Annotated in this window: 21 protein-coding genes and 1 pseudogene; 13 read left to right on the forward strand and 9 right to left on the reverse strand. The window is 36.6% G+C overall.

What is annotated here, in order from left to right; all coding sequences use genetic code 11:
• Positions 1-148: 148 nt before the first annotated feature.
• Positions 149-1,129 (reverse strand): LLM class flavin-dependent oxidoreductase, encoded by a 981-nt coding sequence (locus JMM81_RS07005; RefSeq protein ID WP_256240821.1) that lies wholly within the window; start codon positions 1,127-1,129, stop codon positions 149-151.
• 159 nt (positions 1,130-1,288) lie between these two features.
• Between JMM81_RS07005 and tnpB the strand changes: the two genes are divergently transcribed.
• The 5 genes from tnpB (at position 1,289) to JMM81_RS07030 (ending at position 6,705) form a co-directional block, all read left to right on the forward strand.
• Positions 1,289-2,467, forward strand: a complete 1,179-nt coding sequence (tnpB, locus tag JMM81_RS07010; RefSeq protein ID WP_256240822.1) for an IS200/IS605 family element RNA-guided endonuclease TnpB — start codon at positions 1,289-1,291, stop codon at positions 2,465-2,467.
• A 251-nt stretch (positions 2,468-2,718) separates the two neighbouring features.
• Entirely contained in the window at positions 2,719-3,975 is a 1,257-nt protein-coding gene (locus tag JMM81_RS07015; protein WP_256240864.1) for an NfeD family protein, read from the forward strand.
• A gap of 1,114 nt (positions 3,976-5,089) precedes the next feature.
• Entirely contained in the window at positions 5,090-5,590 is a 501-nt protein-coding gene (locus JMM81_RS07020; RefSeq protein WP_256240823.1) for a hypothetical protein, read from the forward strand.
• Positions 5,591-5,664: 74 nt separating this feature from the next.
• A complete protein-coding gene (locus tag JMM81_RS07025; RefSeq protein WP_256240824.1) occupies positions 5,665-5,952 on the forward strand; it encodes a helix-turn-helix domain-containing protein in 288 nt (95 codons plus the stop codon).
• 600 nt (positions 5,953-6,552) lie between these two features.
• On the forward strand, positions 6,553-6,705 hold the full coding sequence (locus JMM81_RS07030) for a hypothetical protein (RefSeq protein WP_256240825.1): 153 nt from the start codon (positions 6,553-6,555) through the stop codon (positions 6,703-6,705).
• Between the two features lie 168 nt (positions 6,706-6,873).
• On the opposite strand, the pseudogene JMM81_RS22990 reads toward JMM81_RS07030, so the two are convergent.
• The 3 genes and pseudogenes from JMM81_RS22990 to JMM81_RS07035 form a co-directional block, all read right to left on the reverse strand.
• A pseudogene (locus tag JMM81_RS22990) lies at positions 6,874-7,062 on the reverse strand (IS3 family transposase); the annotation flags it as partial.
• Between the two features lie 8 nt (positions 7,063-7,070).
• On the reverse strand, positions 7,071-7,232 hold the full coding sequence (locus JMM81_RS22995) for a helix-turn-helix domain-containing protein (RefSeq protein ID WP_375162352.1): 162 nt from the start codon (positions 7,230-7,232) through the stop codon (positions 7,071-7,073).
• Between the two features lie 128 nt (positions 7,233-7,360).
• Positions 7,361-7,669: a transposase gene (locus tag JMM81_RS07035; RefSeq protein WP_256240826.1), complete on the reverse strand. Its 309-nt coding sequence runs from the start codon at positions 7,667-7,669 to the stop codon at positions 7,361-7,363.
• 338 nt (positions 7,670-8,007) lie between these two features.
• Between JMM81_RS07035 and JMM81_RS07040 the strand changes: the two genes are divergently transcribed.
• Positions 8,008-8,319, forward strand: a complete 312-nt coding sequence (locus JMM81_RS07040) for a hypothetical protein (RefSeq protein ID WP_256240827.1) — start codon at positions 8,008-8,010, stop codon at positions 8,317-8,319.
• A gap of 282 nt (positions 8,320-8,601) precedes the next feature.
• On the opposite strand, the gene JMM81_RS07045 is transcribed toward JMM81_RS07040, so the two are convergent.
• A complete protein-coding gene (locus JMM81_RS07045) occupies positions 8,602-8,829 on the reverse strand; it encodes a hypothetical protein (RefSeq protein ID WP_256240828.1) in 228 nt (75 codons plus the stop codon).
• Positions 8,830-8,895: 66 nt separating this feature from the next.
• Complete coding sequence (locus JMM81_RS07050; protein WP_256240829.1) at positions 8,896-9,483, reverse strand: competence protein ComK; 588 nt, start codon at positions 9,481-9,483, stop codon at positions 8,896-8,898.
• Positions 9,484-10,129: 646 nt separating this feature from the next.
• Between JMM81_RS07050 and JMM81_RS07055 the strand changes: the two genes are divergently transcribed.
• Positions 10,130-11,530 carry a DUF2628 domain-containing protein gene (locus JMM81_RS07055; RefSeq protein WP_256240830.1) on the forward strand — a complete coding sequence of 467 codons (1,401 nt, stop codon included), beginning with the start codon at positions 10,130-10,132 and terminating at the stop codon, positions 11,528-11,530.
• 877 nt (positions 11,531-12,407) lie between these two features.
• On the opposite strand, the gene JMM81_RS22885 is transcribed toward JMM81_RS07055, so the two are convergent.
• On the reverse strand, positions 12,408-13,466 hold the full coding sequence (locus JMM81_RS22885) for a helix-turn-helix transcriptional regulator (protein WP_256240831.1): 1,059 nt from the start codon (positions 13,464-13,466) through the stop codon (positions 12,408-12,410).
• A 206-nt stretch (positions 13,467-13,672) separates the two neighbouring features.
• On the opposite strand from JMM81_RS22885, the gene JMM81_RS07065 reads away from it, so the two are divergent.
• From JMM81_RS07065 to JMM81_RS07075, 3 genes are all read left to right on the forward strand, one after another.
• A complete protein-coding gene (locus JMM81_RS07065) occupies positions 13,673-15,145 on the forward strand; it encodes an amidase family protein (protein ID WP_256240832.1) in 1,473 nt (490 codons plus the stop codon).
• A 514-nt stretch (positions 15,146-15,659) separates the two neighbouring features.
• A complete protein-coding gene (locus tag JMM81_RS07070; RefSeq protein WP_256240833.1) occupies positions 15,660-16,109 on the forward strand; it encodes a VanZ family protein in 450 nt (149 codons plus the stop codon).
• 354 nt (positions 16,110-16,463) lie between these two features.
• Complete coding sequence (locus JMM81_RS07075; RefSeq protein ID WP_256240834.1) at positions 16,464-16,595, forward strand: hypothetical protein; 132 nt, start codon at positions 16,464-16,466, stop codon at positions 16,593-16,595.
• 82 nt (positions 16,596-16,677) lie between these two features.
• On the opposite strand, the gene JMM81_RS07080 is transcribed toward JMM81_RS07075, so the two are convergent.
• A complete protein-coding gene (locus JMM81_RS07080; RefSeq protein WP_256240836.1) occupies positions 16,678-16,875 on the reverse strand; it encodes a hypothetical protein in 198 nt (65 codons plus the stop codon).
• A 519-nt stretch (positions 16,876-17,394) separates the two neighbouring features.
• Here JMM81_RS07080 and JMM81_RS07085 point away from each other — a divergent pair.
• Positions 17,395-17,595: a hypothetical protein gene (locus tag JMM81_RS07085; protein ID WP_256240837.1), complete on the forward strand. Its 201-nt coding sequence runs from the start codon at positions 17,395-17,397 to the stop codon at positions 17,593-17,595.
• 173 nt (positions 17,596-17,768) lie between these two features.
• On the opposite strand, the gene JMM81_RS07090 is transcribed toward JMM81_RS07085, so the two are convergent.
• The gene (locus JMM81_RS07090; protein WP_256240838.1) at positions 17,769-17,954 is read right to left on the reverse strand and encodes a competence protein ComK; all 186 of its coding nucleotides are present in this window, start codon (positions 17,952-17,954) and stop codon (positions 17,769-17,771) included.
• A 329-nt stretch (positions 17,955-18,283) separates the two neighbouring features.
• Between JMM81_RS07090 and JMM81_RS07095 the strand changes: the two genes are divergently transcribed.
• A complete protein-coding gene (locus tag JMM81_RS07095; protein WP_256240839.1) occupies positions 18,284-18,901 on the forward strand; it encodes a YitT family protein in 618 nt (205 codons plus the stop codon).
• A 325-nt stretch (positions 18,902-19,226) separates the two neighbouring features.
• Complete coding sequence (locus tag JMM81_RS07100; protein WP_256240841.1) at positions 19,227-19,892, forward strand: HAD family hydrolase; 666 nt, start codon at positions 19,227-19,229, stop codon at positions 19,890-19,892.
• Positions 19,893-19,998: the final 106 nt, after the last annotated feature.

A 19,998-nucleotide genomic window follows, 5' to 3' on the forward strand; every position in this document is an offset into this window, starting at 1 on the left:
AGCTAATTCTACTGTTTTCGGATCACGTTTAGACTTTGTCCCCCAATCCATATATTCATATTTTCAATAAAAAAACTAAACTGGGAAGTAGGAACCGTATGCTTTCCTACTTACACAGTTTAGTTTACGCTCCCATCTTTTTGTTCATTTAAGTGTTTCGAATGATATCTGCTACCATTTCGTAGGATTGTAAGCGAGCTTGATGGTCAAAAATTTGGCTGTTTATGATAATTTCATCTGTTTGTGTTTCTTCCACAAATTTTTCAAGTTTTGTTTTTACTGTCTCTCGGCTGCCTATGATCGAGCCTGCTAATTTTTGCTGTAAAATCGATTTTTCATAACTGTTACATAGGGCATCCATATCATCAACTGGAGGTTGAAGAGGGACTTGCTTATTACGAATAAGTCCAAGATGATGTTGTAGCAAGGAGGTTGATCGTTTTTCTGCTTCTTCATCCGTATCTGCAGCAATAATATTGGTACCAATCATTACATACGGCTCTTGCAAGATTGGCGATGGTTTAAAACTATTTCGATATAATGAAAGAGCGGGCAATGTATTTTCTGGTGAAAAATGATTAGCAAAGGCAAAAGGAAGACCAAGTTGTCCAGCTAATTCAGCACTATAGCCACTTGAGCCAAGAAGCCAAATCGGTATTTGAAGACCTCTGCCAGGGATGGCATTCACTTTCATATTTACAGGGCTAAAATAAGCTCTTAGTTCTGCTAATTGTTCTGGAAAATCATGTCCATCACTTCTATCGTTGCGACGTAAAGCATATGCCGTAAGCTGGTCAGTTCCAGGAGCACGGCCAAGACCTAAGTCGATTCGACCAGGAAATAGCGTTTCTAATGTTCCAAATTGTTCGGCTACTACGAGTGGAGCATGATTAGGCAACATAATTCCCCCTGAACCAACTCGAATTTTTGATGTATTCGCAGCGATATGGCCCATTAAAATGGAAGTCGCAGAGCTTGCAATTCCCGGCTTATTGTGATGCTCAGCTAACCAATATCTTTTATCCTTTTTAGGCGAGAATACCCCTTCCTCAAGGAATGTGAAGGGCGTTAGCCCAATGAGTAGGGAGGGGATGAATTGCCTTCGAACAAGGGATGGCTTTCTTGCCATCTCGATTGTCCGACTGTTCGAGAGCCTATCTATTGCTTCACATAAAAAACATCATACGAGTTCCACATCGCCCTTTTTTTAATTCTTTCGAAAGAACAAACGTTTGTACTTTGTCTATAAAAATGGTAAAATAGAAGGAGGAAAAGGAGGTGTCAACATATGTTGGTGAATAAATCCTATAAGTTTCGTATCTATCCTAACGAAAAACAAGCAGAGCTTATGAATAAGACCATTGGTTGTTCTCGTTTCGTATTTAACTTCTTTCTTGGCAAACAAAAAGAAAAAGATGCTTATTGGTCGACCGTAGAAGAAATGAAACAGAATGGTCAGCTTCCCATGAATCATTGGAAAGGCAAAGGCTTAAATAAATATGAAACCGTTAAATCACTTCCTGAACTAAAACAGCATTACCCCTTTTTAAAAGAGGTAGATAGTATTGCTTTGCAAAAGTCTGTTGAAAACCTAAGTGACTCCTATGACCGATATTATAAAAAACAGAACAAACAACCCCGTTTTAAGTCTAAAAAGAATCCGGTTCAGTCTTACACAACCAAGCATACGAACGGAAATATTGCGGTAGTCGATCATTATATGAAATTACCAAAACTAGGACTTGTTCGTTTTGCCAAAAGCCGTGAAGTAGAAGGACGAATTTTGAGCGCTACCATCAGACGCAATCCTTCTGGAAAATACTTTGTTTCTTTAGGAACGGAAACAGAAGTCGCAGAATTACCTAAAACCCATTCGGCTGTTGGCATTGATATGGGTGTCAAAGACTTTGCTATTCTTTCAGATGGAACACCCCCTTATAAAAACCAAAAATTTTTCCGTACTTTAGAAGAAAAGTTAGCCAAAGCACAAAGAATCATGAGTAGACGAACCATAGGTGGCTCGAACTGGTACAAAGCCAAAATTAAAGTGGCTCGTATCCACGAAAAGATTGCTAATGCGAGAAAAGATTACTTAGACAAGATTTCAACCGAAATTGTCAAAAACCACGACATCATCGGAATGGAAGATTTGTCGGTATCGAATATGCTTGAAAATCACCATCTTGCTAAAGCCATTAGTGAAGTATCATGGTCACAATTCAAAACCATGATTGAATACAAAGCGAAGTGGTACGGTAAACAAGTGGTGACGGTTGCCAAAAACTTTCCTTCCAGTCAGCTTTGCTCTTGTTGTGGTTACAAAAATAAAGACGTTAAGGATCTCGGATTACGTGAGTGGGATTGCCCAGAATGTCATACCCATCATGACCGAGATATTAACGCAAGTTTAAATCTTAAAAATGAAGCCGTAAGACTTCTAACCGTTGGAATGACGGGGATCGCCTAATCCATAACTGATCGATAGATCGGTGTTCTTAGGAATCCCCCACTTCAAATTTTCGTTAAAAATTAAGTGGTGGGTAGTTCAAGGTTTAATGGAAATAAGATGAATAAAGTTATAAAAGAATGCTTTTGATGGAGGGGAATTTTTCTATGTTTTTCCGTATGTAAACCCATTAAAAATAAAGAAGGGAGTGATAAGGAGTGAATCGCATTCGCCTGTTTTCCATTCTATCCTTGTTCTTGGGCTTTTTATTTATGATGCTTCCTGTGGGTAGCTTTGCTAAAGGGGAAGTTGTTTATGTTGTACCGATTGAAGAAACAGTGGAAAAGGGGTTGTACGCCTTTTTGAAACGGGCTGTTGAAACGGCTGAACATGAAAATGCAGACGCCATTATCTTTGAAATTCATACACCTGGTGGAGCGGTTGATGCGGCTGCTGATATTGGCAAGCTGCTAACTTCCACCGATATCAGGACCGTTGCCTTTATTAACTCCCAAGCGTTATCCGCTGGGGCCTATATTTCACTCAATATGGATGAAATCTATATGGTGAAAGGAGGCACGATGGGATCGGCTGCCATTATCGATCAGCAGGGGAATACAGCTGGAAAGAAAGCAGAATCCTATTGGTTTGCCGAAATGAAAAACGCAGCCAAGCATGCTGATCGCGATCCTATTTATGCACTGGCAATGGCGGATGAAAGTGTCGATTTGCCAGAGTATGGAGCCGGAAAAGGGAAATTATTAACACTAACCTCTGAGCAGGCTTTAGAAGTTAAATATGCTGAAGGAATCGTTAACAATTTTGATGAACTGCTCGATCTACTAGGATATTCCGACGCGGAAGTACGTCCACTTGAGGTAAGCTTTGCAGAAAAAGTTGCCCGCTTTATCACGAATCCGGTTGTTTATTCGATCTTACTGACGATTGGGAGCCTGGGGATTGTCCTGGAACTGTACTCACCTGGTTTCGGTGTTCCAGGATTTATGGGATTGTCAGCACTGTTTCTATTCTTTTATGGACATCTCATCGCAGGGCTTACGGGCTTTGAATCGCTTATTTTATTTATCATCGGACTTGGCCTCATCTTATTAGAGTTTTTTATCTCGGGAGGCATTGCGGGGATTCTCGGTTTTATAGCCGTTATCGCTAGTTTGTTTATGGCATCTGATAATGTGATTCATATGGGAATATCTCTTCTCGTAGCCATTACGGCTTCCATTGTACTATCTATTTTATTAATAAAGGTGTTTGGTAAAAGGTTGCGGCTGTTCCAAAAGATCATGTTAACCGATTCCACGAATACAGAAAGCGGTTATATCTCTAATAAAAGCCGTTTAGAATTAATCGGATTGGAAGGCTATACGTTAACAGACATGCGCCCATCTGGAACCATACTCATTGAAAACGAACGAATCGATGCTGTCAGTGAAGGTGCCTTTATTGGTAAAGGAGCCAAAATCAGAGTGGTAAGGGCCGAAGGTGCGCGAATTGTTGTAAGAGAAATATAAGCTCGATCACTGTGACGCCCCGTGAGAACACGGGGACGGCTCCTTTTAAGATCAGTGCCTGGTACGCCCCGAAAAGTCTTGTTTCACGAAATGTTCCACAAGAAAATTATAGGGTATAAGAGAGGAGAGCATTAGTTCTTCTTTTTATAATTTTGATAGATTTTTGCTAGTGTAATTGCTACAATCAATATTAGCAATTACATAAAGCGGATGGGCGGTTGACCATCTCCCGAAAGAAGGGAGGTGGGAAAATGACGACATATGAAGCAATAATGATAGCACTCACTTCAAACCTAGTCTTGATAGGAGTATTAACAATTGTTGTAATGGTCGTTATAGAGAAAAAAAAGTAACCGCCCAGTCTCCGTCCAAAGAGTAAGGTAGTTACTTTTTTCTAAATACTACTTATTTTGTTTTTGGTCAGCCGCTCTTTATGCGGCATGTAGTTGCATATGACTGAGCGTTCCAGCGCTCGGTCTTTTTTTCATTATTTCTATTTATATCTATATTATACATGATGTAATGGGAATTATTCTATATTAATTTATTTTATCTGTAACTACTTAAAACGAAATCCGGGTTAGACACCTACACCTACTCAGCTTGGTTTATAGGGCGAATTTGCTTTTTGCTTCAAGTCCGTTTTCAGCTTCTGCAACTATAATGAAAGTAGTATCTTTGAGTTTTCTTTTTAAATAAAGTCTCATGAATCGGGAGTTATCTGCAAGTAATATAGTTTTAAATTTAAGACCAACTTTCTCTGAAAAAGGTAAATTAGGAAAGTGTCATTTTATTCATAAATGATTATATAGTAAAATCCCTAGAGGCTCGGCTACCGTAGCAATTATATACTTTAAGTACCCAAAACGCCTTTAGTTTATTTGGGTTAATTTGGTAATTTGAATTTTAAATATTAGTCTGCGTCACAGGGACGCCCCGGAAAATCTTGTTTCACAAAAGTGTTCCACGGAGAATATTAATATCCGGGAAAAGTAGAGTAATCAAAGTGTTCAGCTTTTGTTTTAGTCACCACATTTAATTATTCGGACATTTATAAAATTTGGCTTATTGAAGTAGAATATAACTATTGTAGAGATAAGGAAGTAAATAATATATGAGTACATTTCTATACTGGTTTATTCAATTAACCTGGGGATTACCTTTAAATTTAATCGGAGGAATTATTGCGCTTGTATTGATATGTATGGGTCACAAGCCACAAATATTTGGCTATGCCATATATTTTGAGACTGGTAAGAATTGGGGTGGTGTCAATTTCGGTGGTTTCTTCTTTGTGCAGAAAAATGCAAGCATACGCATAAAACGCCACGAGTACGGACATAGCTTTCAAAATATCATGTTAGGCGTATTTATGCCATTGTTAGTAAATATTCCATCTGCTATTAGATACCATTATAGAAACTATAGAAAGGCAAAAGGGCATTCCTTACAGGCCTGCGACCGTTTTTGGTGTGAGGGATGGGCGACAAAATTAGGCGATAAATATTACAGATTTCCCGAACGAGAAAGCCCACTTCTTCAGATGTGGGATGAAAGTGAGGTCGAACCAGGCGTGTCTTATGATACGTTAAGGGTTCGATTTTTTAATTTTTAATCAATTTGACTGCAATACGAACATTAGTTCTGTTATAATGATTGTATAAGAATAAAAAGAAAGGAGGAAACGAAGTGGATTATGTTTATAAAGGATATAAATTTCGTTTATACCCAACCAAAGATCAAGCGACGATGATGAATAAAACAATCGGTTCTTGCCGTTATGTGTTTAATCAGGCACTCCGTCAACAGAACCATCAAAATATCTATTGGTCTATCACTCAAGAAATGGTGCAAAACGGTCAATTGACAGAAAATCAGTGGAAATCCGAGTATTTTAATGCGGTCAAAGCGCAAAAAGAAATGACTTTTCTAAAAAAAGAAATCAAGTGGTTGAGTGAAGTGGTATGTCAACACTAAACTTGAACACCTTAAAAAAGTTGTCTAGTTTAGTGTTGACATACCAGGGAGAAAAATGAGAAAGCTAAGGCTCGACTAAAGAAGGAAAGGGAAAAACTTGAGAAAGTTAAAAATCAACTAAGGTAGGGAATTGATTCATAACTTCTTTTTATATTCAATTATGGGGGGAAGAGATAAAAAGTAAATACTTCTCAGGAAGGGAAGTTATAATGCCAGTGCCATTTAAAAAAACAATTTTGTGTAAATATTGTGGTAAAGAAATCAAGTTGACTAGAAATGATGTTTTAAGTTTAAAAGATGCAAAGGTTATATTGGACTCGAGCTGTATGAAGTGTAGAATAAAAAGGATATTGAAGTTGAAAAAATATAATTAAATCTGACCTATGCTATTGTTAACGTAGGTTTTTTGTGTATATAACAAGTTTAATCCTAGAGTAAAAAACCTCATTTAGATACATTACGGAGAATCGTATCATAAGTAAATGAGGTTTATAAGATAATATGAACAGCCTTCAAAAGGATTATATATAAATTCTGCATTAATCAATATATAATTAATCTGCTAATGATTACGTTACTTTTTCAGTGGAGGGGAACTTATTGAAGTGGATTTCTAAAAAGAATAAGAAACCTATTTTATTATTCATTATTCTTATTTTTTTAATTGCTGGGCTACTCGACATTAAATATGAAGGATTATTCTTTCAACTATTACCTAACTCGATTCAATCATACTTAGCTGATATTTTTTAAAAATGGCTATGGGATCAGACCCCATAGCCATTGTCTACGTCACTGTGCATTGCGATCTATAAAGTAGACAATATAAATTCGGATATTTGAAGGGAACCCAGGCTGGATAAGCTTTAGTTCCTTTTCTCTTATCATCTTTACGAAGTGTCTTAGAACCCTGGAAGCCTGTCAAGGAAAGCACTTGACAGGCTTCCAGGGTTCTAAGAATTGGTCAGCTACGATGTTAAGGAGAAAAACTAGCCCGTGGGTCTGTCTTTTAACAAGCCACAACATATATTGATTAGGTGTTTGATAGTCTAGTGTTCCTTGGATCCGTTTATGATTATAATAGTGGATAAATTCATCGATCACCTTTTTGGCTTCTTCTAGTTACGAGAATGGCTTTTTAATCCTAATTCTCGCATAAGGCGTCGTACGACTTTTTCGCTTACGGGAATATTATGTTGTTTATTTAGAACGGCATGTATTTTTCTATAACCATATCTACCTTTATGCTCTTGAAATATTAACTGGATAGACTCTTTCAACGGATGATCCTGTTTAGATTCTTTTTTTTTCGTACCTTTCTTTTTTAGATATTTATAGTATCCTGCTCTTGAGACTTGTAGTTTTGAATAAATTTTTCCAATGGGGTATTTCTTTTTTAATTCATCTATTACTTTGAACTTGTATTTTTCCCCTCCTCGTTTAAAATTTGAAGATACTTTTTTAAAATCTCATTCTCCATTTCTAGTTCTTGAATTAATTGGTCCTTATCCATTTGAGGTTGTTTTCTTCTTTTCCGCTTTAACCCTACTTCTCCATAGGCTTTGTATTTATCAATCCATACATAAATATAATCAGGATCAGGCATATCGTAGTCTGAGGCAATCATTAATACGCTTTCTCCAGCCAGTGCTCTTTTTACCGCCTCTAGTTTCAATTCTGGTGAATATTTTTTATAGGTTCTTTTTTTGGTAGACATGTATTATCGGCTCCTTTTACTATTTGTATAGTCAATTTTTCCCGAATTTATACATGTCAACTAAAGCAGGCGCACTCCACTGTGACGCCCTGAAAAGGATTCTTTGGATATTAATCAGTCTGCGTTAGGATCGGTGCTAGGCATGTCCGAAAAAGTCTCTGTGGAGAGATCTTCACAGAGTTTTTGTATATTGATTTTGGAAGCAATCCACTGTTACCCCACCTGAAGGGGATTTAAAAGAATAATTTTCGAAATCTTTATTGTGGAAATATGCTGAGTAGGGTATCTTAACAGTGAAGTTCTATGACTAAATATTTAATGAGGGGGATGCAAACAATATGAAAGTATTTGATGACATAGTTTCAAAATTTAATGAGTTGGAAAGCAAGGCAGAATCATTAGCCTCTGTTGTAAATCATTATGGTTTTGAAACAGTAGATAAACAACAGGATGATAATTACGTCACAGGGGATACTTATGAAATATTCAGAGCACAGTACCTATCAGAAGGATATGTATTAGTAGCCTCGATTACTACTAGAGATAAGTATCGTTTAGGCGGAAATGATGATGAACCATATACAAATACATTAGAGTTGTTTAAAAATGGTGAGCTAATAACAAAAGAAGCTTATACTTATTGGAAATGATATATATTCAGACAGTAAGCTTAGATCTGAGAATAATGGGTGCCAGAAGTCTGCGTCACAGGTACACCCAGAAAAATCTTGTTTCACAAAAGTGGTCCACAGAAATCTATTATTGTCATTGTTACAATCGATACTAGCAATGACATAAAGTGGATGGGCGGCCCGCCATTTCCCGAAAGTATGAAAATAAAGGAATAAAAGCAGTGAGGGGAAACGAATAGGTTTGTCTCCCCTCACTGCTTTTATTGTCGTCCTACACTAGATATGTATGAGTTTAGCATGTCAATTAGGATAAGCTTGTAGATAAAGTTCCTCTAATGCCTTTTTCATTGCTCTTCTTTTAGTAAATCGATCTTTGCCAAAAGCTATGTAATCTTTAAAGGGCGGTTCCTCCTGACAAATCGTTGCCGTTACAGAATAGTGATCATGATAACGGATTATTTCGAATTCGATCTCATCTTCAACATCATTTACTAGCTGTATGACTTCTCTTGATAAGTAGTTGAACATTTTGGAAATCTCCCTTTTTTATGGCTTTCCAAGCCATATATGTATGAAGGTGTCGATCATGATCCGTTATTTCTCTAACTCTTCCATATTTTCTTCTTTTTTCTTTTTCACGATATAGTTCAAATGGCCTTCTTCCTGCACAAGCATGATTCCGGTATTTTTTTCGTATAGGAAGGTCATCGTTTTTTCCGTTTCGAAGCATTCCCGTTCTAACAGGGTTTCACGTAAGAACAAAGCTTGAGTTCGTTTTGTTTGAAGTTCATCGGTTTCCATAGCAACGGTAAGTGAATGACCATCAGTCATATGGACGAAGGTTTGTCTGTTTTGATAGGGATGGGTATCATCGATGTGGGAGCTGATGAGCCAGACGGTTCCTTCTCGATTGGTTGATTTGCATTTGATTAGGACAATGTTTTTTTGTGCGGATAATGCGATAGGAAGCTTATATGTCTTTTTTAAGATTCTACGAGCTGATTTGGTTGCTCCATTCAGGTCACGTCCAGCATAAATAAAAGACTCTTTCACGATCTCCTCAGGGGATTGGCTGACAAGAAAGATCTCTTTCCGCTCTAGAAATTGTGAATATTCATAGCCATTGTAAAAATAAGAACAAAGTGCTGATGTTTTTGAGTTGATCAGATAGGTTTTTAACATGGTCATTCTCCAATCTTTTTTTGAATTTAGGATCTGTCCCAGTAAATGCTTGGATTTTTACCGCTTGAAGTGAAAATAGTTGATCGTAAAAATAGAGATATACCATCCTATAAGGTTCATTGCTGGAACTTATCTGGATGGTAAGTTAGAGAAGTGATAGTGATTACATAATAAGGATCAACATAATGATGACTACGTTTTATCTGTTCCTAGCAGCTCTTTTTAGCTGTTATCTTTACCGATCTCTCTGTTCATTTCTTGTGATCTCCTTTTAATGTTAAAACATTCACAATATGAATTGTAACACAAAATACAGTATATTAGATCTATAAAAGTGTCTATATATTGAATTTTTTGGAACTAAAGTATTAGTACAAAAGATAGACTATAATCAACGACAAAATTGATATCATACAGAATCGAAGCGCTGTTCTAATCATATTGAAATTTTCTTATTTAGTCGTGAGCATCGAGATTTTTTAGCCTCAACCTCCTATCTTCTGCGAACTTCCTTGGAGCAGAATGTTTCAGGTGACTACAATGTGACACAAACGAATCTATTTTTTAGAAAATAGTGTAAATTATTTCATTCAAATAGTAAAATAGGATGATATGAATGGTAAAAGGAATTTAGGAGGGTTCAGGATTGTTTTGTAGTTATTGTGGTACAAAGTTAAATAGTCAGGCAGGTTTCTGTCAGAATTGCGGGAAAGAAGTTCTTGGAAAAAATGACACAGAGCCAAACCAAGAAGAACAGAGTAAAACAGCCATACCCAATCAGTTGGATGGAGCTCTTGAAGTTTCTCTAGAAAAAACGAACGGGCCAGCTAAGGTTGACGAACAGTTACTAAGAACCTTTATTGGTGAAAAAAAAGAGGATTATTATGTAACGAAATGGGCGAAGGGAGATCGTTCCTGGAACTGGGCTGCCTTTTTCTTAACCTTTTTTTGGTCAGGTTATCGAAAAATGTTCAAACCCATCATTTGGGCCATTGTCATCTTCTTAATCATTGATCTAGTCGTACTATTATTTGGAATAGACGATACGATGGTGAACAGTGCAATTGGAATCGGAATGGCCATGTCTTTCGGTCTTTCAGGGAATTACTTTTATCGCCAGCATGCCATCAAGACCATCGCGAACATAATGGACAAACACCCCCATAATGAAGCAGCCGTCCGGAATGAAATCCGTCTACAAGGAGGGGCGAGTTGGAAAGGAGCCCTCGGTTCAGTAGGTTTGTGGATCGTCTATATTGCAGCTGTATTCGTGATGATCACATTTGTGCCACCATTAAACCAACCTTCTGGGGAAACGAATATCCCGTCTTCTATCCCAGTGTCAGAAAGGATTGAGAAAACGGATAAGGATATTGAAAATGAAATTATTGATCTGATACATAAAAATATGCAGGCACTTGAAAATGAAGATCTAGAAGAATATATGTCTATGTTATCGAAAGAGGATACGACTCTCTACTATCAAACCGAAGAAATGTTAACAAATTTATTTACTCACTATGACGTCACTTATGAGATCAGTGATATTGAGTTTTTAACAATTTCAGAAGATAGAGTAAAGGTTCGTTTAACGCAAACCTCTAAACTAGTAGAGGGAGAAGAATACCGGGATAATGAATCCATTCTTACTCATACGATTAAAAAAGAAGATAGTGATTGGAAATTCTTAGCATCAGAAGCAGAGTCCGTTCACTATCTTGATAAGGAAACAGATCAAACAACGGATTTGTTATCCGAAGGTCGACTAGACGATGATCCTATAGAATCACAAACTTCAGATGATTCCTCCCCAACATCGACTTCTTATGAAGAAGCTGAAAGGATCTCCCAACAAAGTTGTATACAATGCCATGGTCAAAACTTTGAGGGAAGTGCTGCTGCACCACCTTTATCCGATATTGGATCAAAGTACTCTCAAAGTGAAATTGAAGAAATTGTTCTAAATGGAAAAGGAATAATGCCTGGTGGACTTATTTCTGAAGAAGAGGCTGAAGTAATAGCTGAATACCTTTCTTCGTTAAAATAAAAAACCGATCTTGTCCTTACCCCGTGGTCTGCGTCACAGGGATAGTCTGCGCCCTTGTGACCACCCGAAAAATAGCGTAAAGTTCCATTGTGGAACTTTACCGCTTCATATACGGAGATATTTGAAAGTAATGGATTAGAGAGATTCTACTAAATGAGTCCGAATTCTTCCCCTTATAATAAATGAATCATCAGTTTCATCCAACCAAAAAATGCAATCCATAACGGAATACTTAAAGTAGTTCCCCATAAAAGCCCGACACCGAAATTCTCCTGCTTTTCCATGAAATCCACTCCTTATTGATCGTTGTAGATTAGTAGATACATCTTCCAGTGATGGTTATTAATTATATATGTAAGCGTTTACCTGCACAACGGTTAAAAGTATCTATTTCATTATTAATATGACCAAAAAGACAGTTACTTAAACAGTAAACAAGGAGACTATATCTTATAAGATAACAAATCAAGTATATAAATAATGGAGAATGATGTAGGGGGAGCAAAAGAATTTCGACACGATCAGGTCTGCGCCACAGGGACGCCCGGAAAAATCTTGTTTCACATTTAACAGCTATAGTGGCAATAATTGCACTCGTCACCAATAGAAAAAAGAAGTAAACTGTCCCATCCTCCGCCAAGATTAGGGTAGTTTACTTCTTAGGTAGAAAACATCTTTTCATTGGTCAGCCGTTCTTCATGCGGCATGTAGTTGCTTTGATCGGGTGTTAGCAGCACTCGATCATTTTTATTATATTTCCATTATACATAACATTATACATGATTTAAAGAAACTATATAAAATTTAGGATCGGTGCCTGGTAGAGCGTCCGAATAGATCGCAATGCAGAGGGACACAGACCAAGTGATGATTATTGTCACTCTAAGAACTGAGCTTGTAATAAAGCTCGGTTATTGACCCCAGTTTTTTGATAAATATTCTTCACATGCTTGTTTACTGTATTAATACTAATAAATAATATTTCTGCTATCTCCTTATATGTATAACCCTTTTTCAGATAATAACAAATTTCTTTTTCACGCTTGGTTAATTGGACTAACTTTCTTTCCTCTTCGAGTGTATCTATAGTCTTCTCTCTTTCAATTATAATGGCATAGCGACTTTGCTTGGATAAAAATGGCTCTTGATGAGAAATAACTTGAACTTTATAGCCTTGCGATTCTATTAAAAATGTATTTGAACCGATAAATTGATTTGAAAGTGCAGAGATTATGTCTTCAATAAAACTATCTATACTTTTATGAGTAACAGTATTTTTATAAATGTTCCATGTTGATGGATTTATATAGATTGTATGATATTTTTCATCTAATAAGATTAATCCGGTTTCGCTTTTTGTAGCAAAGGCCTCTAATATTCCCTTATCAATACGTTGTTCTTCCAACTCTCTTTCTAAATATAATAAATTGGATATGATTGGAGCAAGCATGCGGACTTTATGACAATCAACATCAGTAAATTCCCCTTCCAGCTGGGATCTTGTTATACCAAGAACGCCTACAAACTTATTTCGAGAACATAGGGTGACCACCATCTCATGATAATAATTGTGTTTTCTCATAAACTCTTTGTAATAATCAGAGTGTTCATAGCTCTCGATTAGAGTTACATCTTCAAGTCTTAAGACAACTTTTTCTCGAAACAAGTGTAATTGCTTTTTAGGATGTAAATAATCATGGGTGTGAAAATAACCCAAATAATCCTCTACTAAATAATCACTAATGCGATGGATTTTTGGATCAGATAGGTTTCCTTTTTGATCAACTTTCCAAAGAATGGATGAATGGTACCCAAATAATTGCGATAGCTGCTCCTGCAATCCAATAGATGCTTTTTTATAATTAATAGATAGAGTAGAAGTTAATTTCATCATACTCTCATAATCTTGTTTTGATAAATTCATAGGAGAAATCACTAAATCTCACCTTTCTTTTAGGGTACATGATTAAGTACCTTTTTCATTTAATATTATCCATCTCTGTAATGGTTGTAACCGCTTTCTACTTATATAATAACATTAATTCAAAATATTAAGAATATTATTTTTTCGAATATTCTTAATGCTATAAAAACCTTTTTGCATAATGAATGATGATGAAAATTTAAAGGAGGATTTGTTACATGAATGAGAATAAAGGGGTAGTTTATCATGAAATTAGTTCCAAGAGAGAAGAGAAAGGGGAGTTATGGCAGTGGACAGCCGCTGAGATGACAAGAGAAATTAAAGCAAGAACAGTTTCTTCGCGAGAAGTGGTGCAAAGTTCCCTTGACCGGATTGCCGAGGTAAATCCAAAACTGAATGCGCTTGTCGAGGTGTATGGAGAGGAAGCGTTGAAGGCGGCAGACCGGGCGGACCAGGCCGTTTTAGCGGGTGAGGAGTTAGGAGCGCTTCATGGTGTACCAATGTCTATTAAAATTAACAGTGACGAAAAAGGCAAGGCGACAACGAATGGTGTGATAGCATTTCAAAATAATATTGCAGCGGAAGATGGTCCCCATGTGGCAAATTTACGAAAAGCAGGAGCCATTTTTGTTGGGCGGAATAATTCACCAGCCTTTTCGTATCGCTGGTTTACGAACAATGATTTACATGGGCAGACATTGAATCCATGGGATAAATCAAGAACTCCAGGAGGATCGAGTGGGGGTGCGGCTGTGGCGGTAGCTTCAGGAATGATGCCCATCGCTGGAGGAAATGATATAGGAGGTTCAGTCCGTCATCCGGCTTATGCATGTGGCGTTACGGGCATTCGTCCGACAGCAGGGCGTATACCAAGCTGGTATGGGGCGGTGGATCAGGATCAGTCACTGTCTGTACAGACCATGTTAACCCAAGGTCCATTAGCACGGACGGTAGAGGACTTACGTTTAGCGCTTCAGGCGATGAGTCGGTTTGATCCACGTGATCCGATTCATGCACCTGTTCCACTCATCGGTGAGCCACTCCAAAAACCGATCCGGGTTGGCCTTTTGAAAGATGTGAATGTGGCCAAGCCTGTAGATGCAGTGAATAAAGCACTGGATGATGCTGCAGCGAAATTGAGCGATGCTGGTTATATTGTAGAAGAAGTCGAGTTGCCGTTATTTGAGGAAGCATACCGACTCTGGTACTTATTATGTATGGAAGAGTTTCGTCAGATCATGCCGATGGTAGATGAAATAGGGGATGACGGTATGAAAATCGCTGCAAAGCATTATTATGCCGTAGCAGAAGAATGGTGGGGATCTCGACCAGGTTTGGCAGAGTATATGAATGGTTATGCGCGAAGAGGAACACTTATTTCCCAGTTACAACAGTTTTTAGTGAAATATCCACTTCTGTTAATGCCGGTGTCAGCAGAGCAGGCGTTTATACAGGATGCTGATATTATAAGTGTGGAGAGCATGCGGCGCACCATGGCAGCCCAGTGGTCGATGATGGCTATTCCAGTACTTGGGTTCCCAGCATTATCTGTACCAACCTCTGTAGAAAATGGGCTTCCAGTTGGTATTCAACTACTAGGGAGGCGGTTCCGGGAAGACACACTTTTTGATGCAGCGGAAATTTTGGAAGCACACAGCACAATAAAAACACCAATTGATCCAGTTTGGTAAAACAAGTAAAACGGTCTGCCTGAAATAAAATGTACCCTATAGAGTAGACACATAAAAAAGTCTACCTATAGGGTATTTTTTAGTCTGTGTCACAGGGACGCCCCGATGGTCATTTTTCTTTTATCTAACAGCCACACTCTTCAAAAGTCCTGAATAGTTACTATGGTTAGATAAAAAATGCCCAATTTTATCTATATTTAGCGTTTTGAAGTTTATCTAAGTCTATCCCTAGATTTTTTATCTAACTCGTATCAAGAGGTTCGACATAGTGACATACGAAGCAATAGGACATGCTATTTTAATTTGGCATTTTTCTTGCCACAACGTTAACGACCATTGTGGCAATCATTGCGCTCGTCACCAATAGAAAAAAGAAGTAGTATATTAAAGTATTGTCAAAAAAGGTAGTTAGATTGAAAGCAGCAGGGAAGATCCGGTATACCGTCATAATTCTGAAATGATGTCTATTACCCACTGTCTATGGTTAAGCTTAGGGTAGAGAGGTGGGATGAAAATGAAACTAGATTATCAATTGATTTTTGGGGTTGATAAACAGATGCATTTTTTAAGTTATGCAGTGATTTCAATCCTTTTAGGAATCGTTCTTATACTTATATCAGATAGAAAATCTATCAAACGAAACATAAGCCTTATGTGGGTTGTTTTGATTGCTATCGGTATTGTAGAAGAGTATCGACAATATTTATTACCAAATAGAAGCGCTGAGTTTTTAGATGCAATTGCCAATATGTTTGGTGTAACATTTGGACTTGCCATCCCATTGCTCATTTCGTATATGATCAGGCATAGAAATCATTTTCTTTTTAAACTATTTACTTTATACAGTATTGTTCTAATTCCTCTGTTTCTTGGTCTATTTTATTTTAATGAGAGACCCTTTATCACTTTAGAAGAACCTTTTCAGGAAAAATTAAGAAATCTAGTAGCATTGATTGGGTTTTAATGACATACGAACTTTAGGGTCTGCGTCACAGGGACGCCCCGATCCTTTTTCTTCAGCTGTTAACTCATGATAATGATGGTGCAATAAAGTTCTTTTATGGAATGTCTCAATCATTTCAAAGGGACTCAATTCAACATCTTGAAGGTCTTCGCCGTAATCCCATCACTACATTTAACTCTTCTGTTTATTTACCTGACAAAACATTTTAAAACCCATCTTATTTTTTCTCTTTAAAAATAAATATCTCACAAGCAAGGAGATTTTTCATATGACCGTAAAAGTTTCTAGTATTGGCTTAAAAGGACTTGAAGGATACCGAGTATAAGTAGACAGGTCTCATCAGGAACAGAGTCCATGGTGATTGTGGGTCTACTTGATGCTTCCCTGAAAGAGTCGAAGGAAAGGGTATTATCAGCGATATCTCTTAAAAAATTTTTAATTTCTAAGTTGGTTTGCATACTTTACATGTTAAATGGCCCAATATAAAAAGGTGCCTTCTTTTAAAAAAGAAATGCGCCAGTTTCTAAAATGAGAAAAGCATATTGCTTTTTCTACATATGTAATTCAATTAATATGTATCAGCAAACAGAAAATCATCAGATTGGGGGAATTCGGTAGTTTTTTCGAAGGTTTTAAGTTCAGAAAGTGACACTAATTCAACTGTTTCTAATCCACCCTGCTTCTTAATTTCACAATTGCCATTGTTATATAGCCACTTAACTGTATAATTTTCTCCCTTAAATATTACATTTGTACCCAGCTTCATCAATGTTCCCTCCTAGTGTACAGCTTCTAGTACACATATATTAAAACGCCTTTAGCTTTAATGATGTAACATTTATCACAAGGGGTTAAAAGACTCAGCTTCATAACTTAATTCGATGATTTTTATGTGAGAGAACATGATATCTATATCTATAGATATAGATAAACCCTTATAGGGATCTCTGAGTATAGGAAGAATACACCAAAGATATTTAATATTTTTAAACAAAATTTTACTTTTTTCTACAAATTATGACAATGTTTTTGAATGTAAAACAGTCATATATACCTGCAATTAAATCGTAGGATCAGTGCCAGGAATGCCCGAAAAATCTTGTTTCACAAAATGTTCCACGGGAGATTAAGATCATACAAGAAAAGGAGTGCAATTATTGAGGGGCTCTTCTCTATTAGATTGAAATAGATTATTTCTAGAGGCGTGCACACATCCAATATAGCTGGTTAGGGCCTAGTATACAGTTTCTGTGTTATACTATAACAAGCTTAGAGGTGATGGGTGATGAATAACGAATTAAAAGAATTATTACGCTCCGTTTTAAAAGAAGAGTTAGAACCAATGAATAAACGTTTGGATGTTATTGAAAAAGATGTGAAAGAGATTAAAACTGGACAAGAACAACTTCAAAAAAACATCATCGAGAGTCTTGGACAATCACTGAGAGAATCGCTGATCACGTTGACGATAAAACAGCAGCATTGAATAAACGCGTCTATGATGTAGAAACAGAGATTCAAAGGTTAACCAGACAATAATCATCTGCATCACTGTGAATACCCGGAGTTTATCAAGATTTGTAGAATAACAGATAGCTCATTTTGTTTAGACTTTATTCTTTGGAAGGCTCTGTGGGAAGTGGGTTCTACAGAGCTTTTTTAGCGTTTTATTGCCCCTTTAAGGTTATATCCGATATGAAGGAAAGACTTTTTAACGATTTCATCAGGAGATTGACTCACAAAGAACGTTTCTTTTCCCTCTAAGACTTGAGTATATTCGTATCCATTGTGAAAATAGAAAACAAGTGCTGACGTTTCCGTATTGATGACATAATTCTTGAGCATAGTCATTCTCCATTCGTTTTTATTTTTTAGTTGGACTGTTCCTTAGTTGAAGTAGAAGAAGCAAGAAGGCGCATTTCTTCTTTTTACTGTAAGAGCTGGCTGACGATTGTATGTGTAAGGAACACCATTCACTCTGGATGGTTGTTAGAACCTACGTAATAGATAAAGCTCGTTGATCTAGATATTTGGAAACGTTTTCGAAAATGAGGCTATGGGGTCAGACCCCATAGCCTCAACTTATTTCGTCATAAGGAAATGTTTAATGATTAATAGAATATATTTAATCATACGTTTCATCAAAAATACTTATACAAATAAGGGGATTTGTTATGTATAGACGGAGGGTCAACTATTACTTAGATGAGAGTAGATCAGGAGAAATGTCTCTTTATAAGAGAGGATTCTTTATCTTTTTGGGAGCATGTCTTGTTTCTATCTCCTTAGAGTTATTTTTAGTTGAGAATTATATAATAGACGGTGGTATGGTTGGCATTAGTATCATTATTTCTCATTTTACTCACCACAAAGTAAGTTCCATTCTTTTATTATTAAATTCTCCTTTTTTAGTTATAGGTTATCATTACATGGGGAGAAGATTTCTGTTGTTAAGTTTATTTTCTATTTTTTCCCTAGCTTTCGGAACGTCTGTGCTTGAACCGTATTCGGCTTTAACCAATCATCCAATGTTAGTTATTGTCATTGGGGGTATTTGCTTAGGGCTAGGGGTAGGCACCGTTATTCGATTTGGAGCTTCCTTAGATGGAACTGAAGTTTTGGCAATCTTGTTTAGCAAGCAATCCCCTTATACTATTGGTCAGTATATACTGTTATTTAATATTTTTATATTTGGAAGCGCAATCTTCGTATTTGGTATGAAAGAAGCTATTTATTCTTTAGCAACCTTTTTTGTAGCATATAAAACCATTGATCTTTTAATTAATATGTAGCAAGTACACAACGTCACTCAGAAATGAAACGAAAGAATTCTTTTTTATCCTCCATTTTCCTAACATAAGAGTCGAACTTATGTTGATGACGAGCTTCTAGGAACTTTTACTATATTCCCCATTCTTTAAAAACCGTCTCCACCTTTCAGACCGAAACGTTGCGATATATTCGAATTATCCGGGAACAAATGGATGAAGCCATGTTGAAAATAAAAGTTCAGATTGATTTGATATCACTATGGTTATTAGGAAAATCACGATGCTAATTTCATTCAGTATTTATGATAAAATTAGATCGGTATTAGATATAAGAGAGGAGCTTAATATGAACAAATACAAAATAATTTTATTTGATTTGGACGGAACACTTTCAGACCCTAAAGTAGGTATAACGAAATCGGTTCAATATGCATTACAAAAAATGGATATTATTGAACCGGATATTGATAAACTTGAATGTTTTATTGGTCCGCCACTACAAGTTGCATTTGCTGATTATTATGATTTTGATGAGGGACATACACAAAAGGCGATTGATTTTTATCGAGAAAGATTTAAGGAAAAGGGGATGTTTGAGAATGAGTTATATTCAAATATTCCATCATTATTAAAATTGCTAAAAGAACAACAATTTACTTTAGTTGTTGCCACTTCAAAGCCTACTGTATTTTCTGAGGAAATACTAAAGTATTTTAATATTGACCAGTATTTTGAACTTGTTGTCGGAAGTAACCTTGATGGAACAAGAGCCTCAAAAACTGAAATTATTCAATACATACTAGACAAGTACAATGATGATAAGCTAGATGATTTTATTATGATTGGTGACAGAGAGCACGATATTATTGGGGCAAACAATACGGGCATTGATTCTATTGCAGTCACTTATGGATATGGTTCACTTGATGAACTAAGTCGTTCTAACCCTACTTATATGGTCAAAAGTATTGACCAGTTAAAGGATATTTTGTTGGGGAGTCAGATCAAGTAAATAACCGTTTGTTCTTGAACGAGTGCGATTGCTAAACAAAGGCAATCGCTCTTTTTTAAGCATATCATAACCGATGCCTTGTTAATTCAATAACAACTATATAACT

The organism is Bacillus sp. V3B, assembly GCF_024494465.1.
Taxonomy (GTDB): Bacteria; Bacillota; Bacilli; order Bacillales; family Cytobacillaceae; genus Bacillus_BD.

Bases quoted from the DNA above. Each gene is read 5' to 3' on its own strand.
- JMM81_RS07065 (WP_256240832.1), top strand. From the start codon at position 13,673: ATGAATGAGAATAAAGGGGTAGTTTATCATGAAATTAGTTCCAAGAGA.
- JMM81_RS07070 (WP_256240833.1), top strand. From the start codon at position 15,660: ATGAAACTAGATTATCAATTGATTTTTGGGGTTGATAAACAGATGCAT.
- JMM81_RS07005 (WP_256240821.1), bottom strand. From the start codon at position 1,129: ATGGCAAGAAAGCCATCCCTTGTTCGAAGGCAATTCATCCCCTCCCTA.
- JMM81_RS07045 (WP_256240828.1), bottom strand. From the start codon at position 8,829: ATGTTCAACTACTTATCAAGAGAAGTCATACAGCTAGTAAATGATGTT.
- JMM81_RS07075 (WP_256240834.1), top strand. From the start codon at position 16,464: ATGGTGATTGTGGGTCTACTTGATGCTTCCCTGAAAGAGTCGAAGGAA.
- tnpB (WP_256240822.1), top strand. From the start codon at position 1,289: ATGTTGGTGAATAAATCCTATAAGTTTCGTATCTATCCTAACGAAAAA.
- JMM81_RS07080 (WP_256240836.1), bottom strand. From the start codon at position 16,875: ATGAAGCTGGGTACAAATGTAATATTTAAGGGAGAAAATTATACAGTT.
- JMM81_RS07090 (WP_256240838.1), bottom strand. From the start codon at position 17,954: ATGCTCAAGAATTATGTCATCAATACGGAAACGTCAGCACTTGTTTTC.
- JMM81_RS07095 (WP_256240839.1), top strand. From the start codon at position 18,284: ATGTATAGACGGAGGGTCAACTATTACTTAGATGAGAGTAGATCAGGA.
- JMM81_RS07035 (WP_256240826.1), bottom strand. From the start codon at position 7,669: ATGTCTACCAAAAAAAGAACCTATAAAAAATATTCACCAGAATTGAAA.
- JMM81_RS07100 (WP_256240841.1), top strand. From the start codon at position 19,227: ATGAACAAATACAAAATAATTTTATTTGATTTGGACGGAACACTTTCA.
- JMM81_RS07085 (WP_256240837.1), top strand. From the start codon at position 17,395: ATGAATAACGAATTAAAAGAATTATTACGCTCCGTTTTAAAAGAAGAG.
- JMM81_RS07015 (WP_256240864.1), top strand. From the start codon at position 2,719: ATGATGCTTCCTGTGGGTAGCTTTGCTAAAGGGGAAGTTGTTTATGTT.
- JMM81_RS07040 (WP_256240827.1), top strand. From the start codon at position 8,008: ATGAAAGTATTTGATGACATAGTTTCAAAATTTAATGAGTTGGAAAGC.
- JMM81_RS07050 (WP_256240829.1), bottom strand. From the start codon at position 9,483: ATGTTAAAAACCTATCTGATCAACTCAAAAACATCAGCACTTTGTTCT.
- JMM81_RS07020 (WP_256240823.1), top strand. From the start codon at position 5,090: ATGAGTACATTTCTATACTGGTTTATTCAATTAACCTGGGGATTACCT.